Below are 5,712 nucleotides of genomic sequence, written 5' to 3' on the forward strand. Positions count from 1 at the left end.
TGGCTATGTAAACCCAAGGGAGAATGTCCTCTCCCCCTCTACCCTTTCCCTGGAAAGGCACCGACTGCTCTGGCTGTTCCTTAAAAACGAAACCCCATTTTTCGAGCATCCGGCCACGGTGCTGCATTTTGCTCCCGAGCAGGCTTTTTACAAACGGTTTAAAAAACTTACCCATCTGAACTATACTACTACAGATCTCAACTCTCCCCTGGCAGATGTGAAAGCGGATATCTGTGCGCTTCCCTTTGAGGACAATTCGTTTGATATTATCCTGTGTAACCATGTATTGGAGCATATCCCCGACGATCAAAAGGCCATGGAGGAATTGTACCGGGTTATGAAACCGGGTGGTTGGGGGGTATTCCAGGTGCCACAGGACCTCAGGCGAAAAGTGACCTTTGAAGACGATTCGATCACGGATAAAAAAGAAAGGGCACGGATCTTCGGTCAATATGACCATGTGAGGATATACGGGTACGATTATTTTGAAAAGCTCCGTTCGGCGGGCTTTGAGGTTGAGGAAGTAGACCTGACCCGTAAGATGCCGCAAGCTGAAGTAGACCGTTTCCGTCTTGCCAAAGGGGAAATCATCCCATTGGTACGGAAGTAATCAATCGTTGGGCATGCGCTTTTGGAAGCCCTCGGTCATGTACTCCTGTACCTGCTGTTGATCATCCAGATAGATGAGATAGGCCTCGAGCTGTTTTTCCTGTTTCAAGAGGGCTTTACTCGCTTTCAGATCCATTGCCATAAAGGCCGTTGCAAAGGCATCTGCCTCCGCACAGGTAGGTGCGATAACGCTCGCACTTAATACTTTTGAATTCTTGGTGAAGCCCGTGATGGGGTCTATGGTATGCACATACCGCTCACCTGTGAGGCTGTCTACCCTGAATTTCCGGTAATTCCCGGAGGAAGCCAGGGCCCTGTCCTTTAAGGTAAGCGTAGCCTTGAGCCGTCTCCCCTCTTCTACCTGTGGGTCATCGATACCCAGGACCCAGGATTTATCCTTAAGCTTGTTTTCCCCTGTAGCAACAATTTCACCCCCGACTTCGACCAGATAATTCTTTATCCCTTTATTATCCAGCATTATTGCCAATCGGTCGATGGCGTAGCCTTTGGCGATCGCATTAAAATCGAAACGGATGCCCGGATGTTGTTTCTTTATCTTGCCTTCTGGACTTAGTTGAACCTTATCAAAACCCACATACTCAAGGAGGCTGTCTACGCTGGCACTGTCCAACGCCATGGCTTTCCCAGGACCAAATCCCCAGGCGTCAACCAATACGCCAACCGTGGGGTCAAAATACCCGTTTGTTTTCTGATATACTTCCTTGGAAAGGTTAAACACTTCCCGAAACATGGCATCTACCCTTACAGTGGTATCCCCTTGGTTAATTCGGGAAATATCCGAATCCGGCCAGTAGGTGCTCATTGATTGATTGACCACCTCAAACACAGAATCTATTTCCTTCTGATAATCCAGGGTTTCAGGGGATAGGTAGGTAATACTGTAAGAAGTCCCCAGGGCACCGCCGTAATTAAAATTTTTCACCCAGGGCCCCTGCTGCTCTGAACATGCAGTGATAAATATTAGGAAAAGAAGAAACGCCCTGAGGCTATACGATTTCAATAAGGCCTTCATAGTCTACAATATAAGCTTCATTCAGGTACACTGGTAAAGTACGGTCCTGCGCATTGGATAAACCCACTCCGGCATAATAGGTCCTTGCCTCATATTTTAAGGCGTGTTCTTTTACTTTTCCCAATAAGGTTGTATCGTAAGTTCGCGGATCTTCGGGAAACGGGACGTTCCTCACCACAATAAAGTGAAGCTGTTTGTCCTTGAGGCATACGAATTGTGGGTTTTTTTTGGGTTTGCTGTTAACCCCCATAAACTCATACCCCTGGGCTTCCAATTCCCTCCCTACGATATTCATCGCGAGATTGTGCAATTCCTGTTCTGTTAAGGCTTTCATATTCCAGGATAAAAAAACCGATATGTTCAATATCGGTTTTTCTTGTTTTCAGTGTTTTCTATTTAATCACTTTTTATCCTCCGAAATCATCGAATCGGATGTGTTCATCCGGGATACCAAAGTCTTCTCCCATTTTCTGAACAGCCTTGTTCATCAATGGGGGTCCACAGAAATACAATTCGATGTCCTCCGGAGCTTCATGGTGATCCAGATAATGTTCAATTACGCAATTGTGGATAAACCCTACGAAGCCATCACCGGGTGCGTCTAAATTTTCCTTCACTTTCCAGTTGTCTTCTTCCAGGGGCTCAGAAAGTGCCATATAGAACTTAAAGTTCGGGAATTCCTCTTCCAACTGGCGGAAATGGTCGATATAGAACAATTCCCGCTTGGACCTTCCCCCATACCAATAGGTTACTTTTCTATTGGTCTTCAGTGTTTTGAACAGGTGATACAGGTGTGACCTCATTGGAGCCATTCCGGCACCCCCGCCCACATACAGCATCTCAGATTCCGATTCATTGATGAAGAACTCTCCATAAGGACCGGAAATAGTGACCTTATCCCCAGGCTTCTTTGAGAAAATATAAGAGGAAGCAATTCCGGGATTTACGTCCATCCATCCATTCTTAGCACGGTCCCAGGGTGGAGTGGCAATACGTACGTTAAGCATGATTTCCCTTCCTTCTGCAGGATAGGAAGCCATGGAATAAGCACGTTCCACTACTTCCGTATTCTTCATCACCAGCGGCCAGAGGTTGAACTTGTCCCATTCTGTCTGGAATTTGTCAGGGGTTTCATGCTCTTCCGGGTGGGCAGTAATATCGATATCCTCGTATTTGATCTCGCAGGGAGGGATCTCGATCTGAATATAGCCTCCGGGCTTGTAATTCATGTCCTCGGGGATCTCTACGACAAACTCCTTGATAAAGGACGCTACATTGTAGTTCCGCACCACGGTGCCTTCCCATTTCTTGATCCCGAATACTTCCTCCGGAATTGTGATTTCCATATTCTGTTTCACCTTCACCTGGCAGGCAAGGCGGGCACCTTCGTTTAGTTCGCGCTTGGAGAAATGCGGGGTTTCTGTAGGCAGTGCCTCTCCTCCCCCTGCTAATACGTGACATTCGCACTGTATGCAGGTTCCGCCGCCACCACAGGCAGAGGGCAGGAAAATCTTCTGGTTCCCCAGGGTAGACAGCAAGGAACTCCCTGAAGGAACCTCAATTTGTTTCTCCCCGTTTATGGTAATCGTAACTGGACCTGAAGGTGATAACTTCTCTTTGGTGAAAAGCAGCAGGGCTACCAAAAGCAGCAGCAGCACTAAAAAAGCAACTACTGTTATAACAATGGTCCCTAAAGTCGTTGTAGCTAATATCATTCTTGTACTAAATTGACATCGTTATACGAAACCGATTTTTCATCGATCTCTTCTTTATTTTTCTTTTTCTCCTCCTCTTGCCGGATCTCAGCAGTAGTTTCCTCAACCGGGGCCGCACTGTCGTCACCCCCTGTCAGCATCCCACCGAAACTCTGGAAACCAATCCCCATAAGGCCTGTTATGATGAAGGTAATCCCCAAACCTCTCAACGGGGCTGGAACATTGGAATATCTGATCTTTTCGCGGATAGCGGCTATAGCGAGTATGGCAAGGAACCAGCCAATTCCGGAACTTACGCCATAATTGAACGCCAGTCCCAGGGAAGGGATTTCACGGGCCTGCATGAACAAGGACCCTCCAAGAATCGCACAGTTCACCGCGATCAGGGGCAAAAATATCCCCAAAGAGTTGTAGAGTGCCGGAGAAAATTTTTCTACGACGATCTCCACCAGCTGTACCATGGTGGCAATAGTGGCGATAAACAGGATGAACGATAAAAAGCTCAGGTTGTAATCTGCGTATTCCGGACCGAGCCAGCTCAGGGCACCTTCCTGCAGGAGGTACTGATCCAGTAGCCAGTTGAGGGGTACGGTAACGGCCAAAACAAATATTACAGCAGCCCCAAGTCCCACAGCTGTCGCCACTTTTTTGGAAACAGCGAGGTAGGAACACATCCCCAGGAACACGGCAAATACCATGTTGTCTATGAAAATGGATTTAAAAAACAATTCTATATGCTCTAACATGATAGTGGTATTAGCTGATCTTAATTTTCTTCAATAAGCGCTCTGTTGCGCGATCTCTGTACCCAGATGATAATGCCCACGACAATCAGTGCCGCTGGAGGGATAATCATAAACCCGTTGTTTTCGTATCCGGTAGCGTACAGTCCTGTTTTTGCGATGGGATCACCCAGCACCTTGTAACCAAATAAGGTCCCTGATCCCAGAAGCTCCCTGAAAAATCCAACGATTATCAGGATCACACCATATCCAAGTGCGTTCCCGATACCATCCAAAAAGGCTTTCCATGGGCCATTTCCTAAGGCGAAGGCCTCAAACCTTCCCATAATAATACAGTTGGTAATGATCAACCCCACAAAAACAGCCAGGGTCTTACTTAATTCGTAGGCGAAAGCCTTTAGTACCTGGTCTACTACGATTACCAGTGTGGCCACTACGATCAGCTGCACAATGATCCGGATTTTTGAGGGGATGATATTACGTATAAGAGATATCACCACGTTCCCAACACCCAGCACAAAGATCACTGAAAGGGCCATCACCACGGAGGCATTGAGTTCAGCAGTAATTGCCAGTGCAGAACAGATACCCAGTACCTGAATGGTAATGGGATTGTTATCCGCAAGCGGATCTAATATGAGGTTCGCATCTTTTTTAGATAATAAAGCCATGTCCTATTGCTTTCTTATGGTTTCTAAATAATTCCTGTACAGGTTCATACTCTCCCGGATCATGGCCGAAACACCATTTCCGGTAATGGTGGCACCTGCCAGGGCATCCACCTCGTTATCGTCCTTGATTTCATTAACCGGGTCGTTATTCCCTTTGGCGACTGCTATTCCTGCATACCGGTCCCCATCAAGGATAGATTCCCCTTTAAAGTCGTCCATGAAATAGCGTTGCTTGATATTGGCTCCAAGGCCAGGGGTCTCCGCCTTGTGATCGAAATATACCCCCTGTACCACCATATCTTCGTTGACCGAAATAAAGCCCCAGATCGCATCCCACAGCCCTTTGCCATACATGGGAAGGATGTAAAATTTCTTTCCATCCTTTTCACCGATAAATACCGGAAGCCTCGGAGTGCCTCCGTCTTTGGCCAGGGCTATCTCTTTTTTAAGGTCGATCAAATAGGCCTCATCGTCCTTGGTGATCTCGTCACCACTTATGACCAACTGCTCGGTTATGTAATTGGAGAATTCTTCCTCTACACGTTCTGTGGGAATGAAGTTAACACTGCCTTCGTCCTCATTCTCGTTGACGCCCATGGCATAGAGGATGTTTTGTTGTTTTTCAAAACGTTCGTTCTCTTTGATCTTACCGCTGAGTCCGGAGGCCAGGAAAGCCAGTAACGAACCCACAATCATTACCATTACCATGGCAAAGACAACGGTGTACACATTTTTTTCCGTATTGATCGCCATATCTTAAACCGTTTCTACTTTAAGCTCTTCTTCTTTTTGCATGGAAGGGGCTGCCACTACCGCGCGCTTAAGCCGCTTCATTCGTTTTTTCACATTCCCCCGAACTACGTAATGGTCTATAGTTGGTGCGAACACATTCATCAGGAGAATTGCGAGGAATACACCTTCCGGATAGGCTGGATTGAAAA

General features: G+C 46.9%; 8 protein-coding genes. 1 reads left to right on the plus strand and 7 read right to left on the minus strand.

Annotated features, from left to right (window positions below; genetic code table 11):
* Window positions 1–610: class I SAM-dependent methyltransferase (locus tag AC4E7D_RS10865; RefSeq protein ID WP_490173819.1), on the plus strand; the 610-nt coding region annotated here is incomplete at its 5' end.
* Here the strand turns inward: AC4E7D_RS10865 and AC4E7D_RS10870 are convergent.
* From AC4E7D_RS10870 to AC4E7D_RS10900, 7 genes are all read right to left on the minus strand, one after another.
* The gene (locus tag AC4E7D_RS10870) at window positions 611–1,642 is read right to left on the minus strand and encodes an FAD:protein FMN transferase (RefSeq protein WP_490173820.1); all 1,032 of its coding nucleotides are present in this window, start codon (window positions 1,640–1,642) and stop codon (window positions 611–613) included.
* Window positions 1,617–1,976, minus strand: coding sequence for a DUF8840 domain-containing protein (locus AC4E7D_RS10875; RefSeq protein ID WP_490173821.1), 360 nt, complete (start codon window positions 1,974–1,976; stop codon window positions 1,617–1,619). The genes AC4E7D_RS10870 and AC4E7D_RS10875 overlap by 26 nt, the downstream gene beginning before the upstream one ends.
* Before the next feature lie 73 nt (window positions 1,977–2,049).
* Window positions 2,050–3,357: an NADH:ubiquinone reductase (Na(+)-transporting) subunit F gene (nqrF, locus tag AC4E7D_RS10880; protein WP_490173822.1), complete on the minus strand. Its 1,308-nt coding sequence runs from the start codon at window positions 3,355–3,357 to the stop codon at window positions 2,050–2,052.
* Window positions 3,354–4,103, minus strand: a complete 750-nt coding sequence (nqrE, locus tag AC4E7D_RS10885; protein ID WP_490173823.1) for an NADH:ubiquinone reductase (Na(+)-transporting) subunit E — start codon at window positions 4,101–4,103, stop codon at window positions 3,354–3,356. Before nqrE ends, nqrF begins: the two co-directional genes overlap by 4 nt.
* 20 nt (window positions 4,104–4,123) lie before the next feature.
* A complete protein-coding gene (locus AC4E7D_RS10890) occupies window positions 4,124–4,771 on the minus strand; it encodes an NADH:ubiquinone reductase (Na(+)-transporting) subunit D (RefSeq protein ID WP_490173824.1) in 648 nt (215 codons plus the stop codon).
* 3 nt (window positions 4,772–4,774) lie between these two features.
* A complete protein-coding gene (locus tag AC4E7D_RS10895; RefSeq protein WP_490173825.1) occupies window positions 4,775–5,524 on the minus strand; it encodes a Na(+)-translocating NADH-quinone reductase subunit C in 750 nt (249 codons plus the stop codon).
* Window positions 5,525–5,527: 3 nt separating this feature from the next.
* Window positions 5,528–5,712: RnfABCDGE type electron transport complex subunit D (locus tag AC4E7D_RS10900; protein WP_490173826.1), on the minus strand; the 185-nt coding region annotated here is incomplete at its 5' end.

This window comes from Lentiprolixibacter sp. (assembly GCF_982873095.1).

Excerpts from the sequence above, each read along its gene's own strand:
- AC4E7D_RS10890 (WP_490173824.1), bottom strand. The coding sequence starts at position 4,771 with ATGGCTTTATTATCTAAAAAAGATGCGAACCTCATATTAGATCCGCTT.
- nqrE (WP_490173823.1), bottom strand. The coding sequence starts at position 4,103 with ATGTTAGAGCATATAGAATTGTTTTTTAAATCCATTTTCATAGACAAC.
- AC4E7D_RS10895 (WP_490173825.1), bottom strand. The coding sequence starts at position 5,524 with ATGGCGATCAATACGGAAAAAAATGTGTACACCGTTGTCTTTGCCATG.
- nqrF (WP_490173822.1), bottom strand. The coding sequence starts at position 3,357 with ATGATATTAGCTACAACGACTTTAGGGACCATTGTTATAACAGTAGTT.
- AC4E7D_RS10875 (WP_490173821.1), bottom strand. The coding sequence starts at position 1,976 with ATGAAAGCCTTAACAGAACAGGAATTGCACAATCTCGCGATGAATATC.
- AC4E7D_RS10870 (WP_490173820.1), bottom strand. The coding sequence starts at position 1,642 with ATGAAGGCCTTATTGAAATCGTATAGCCTCAGGGCGTTTCTTCTTTTC.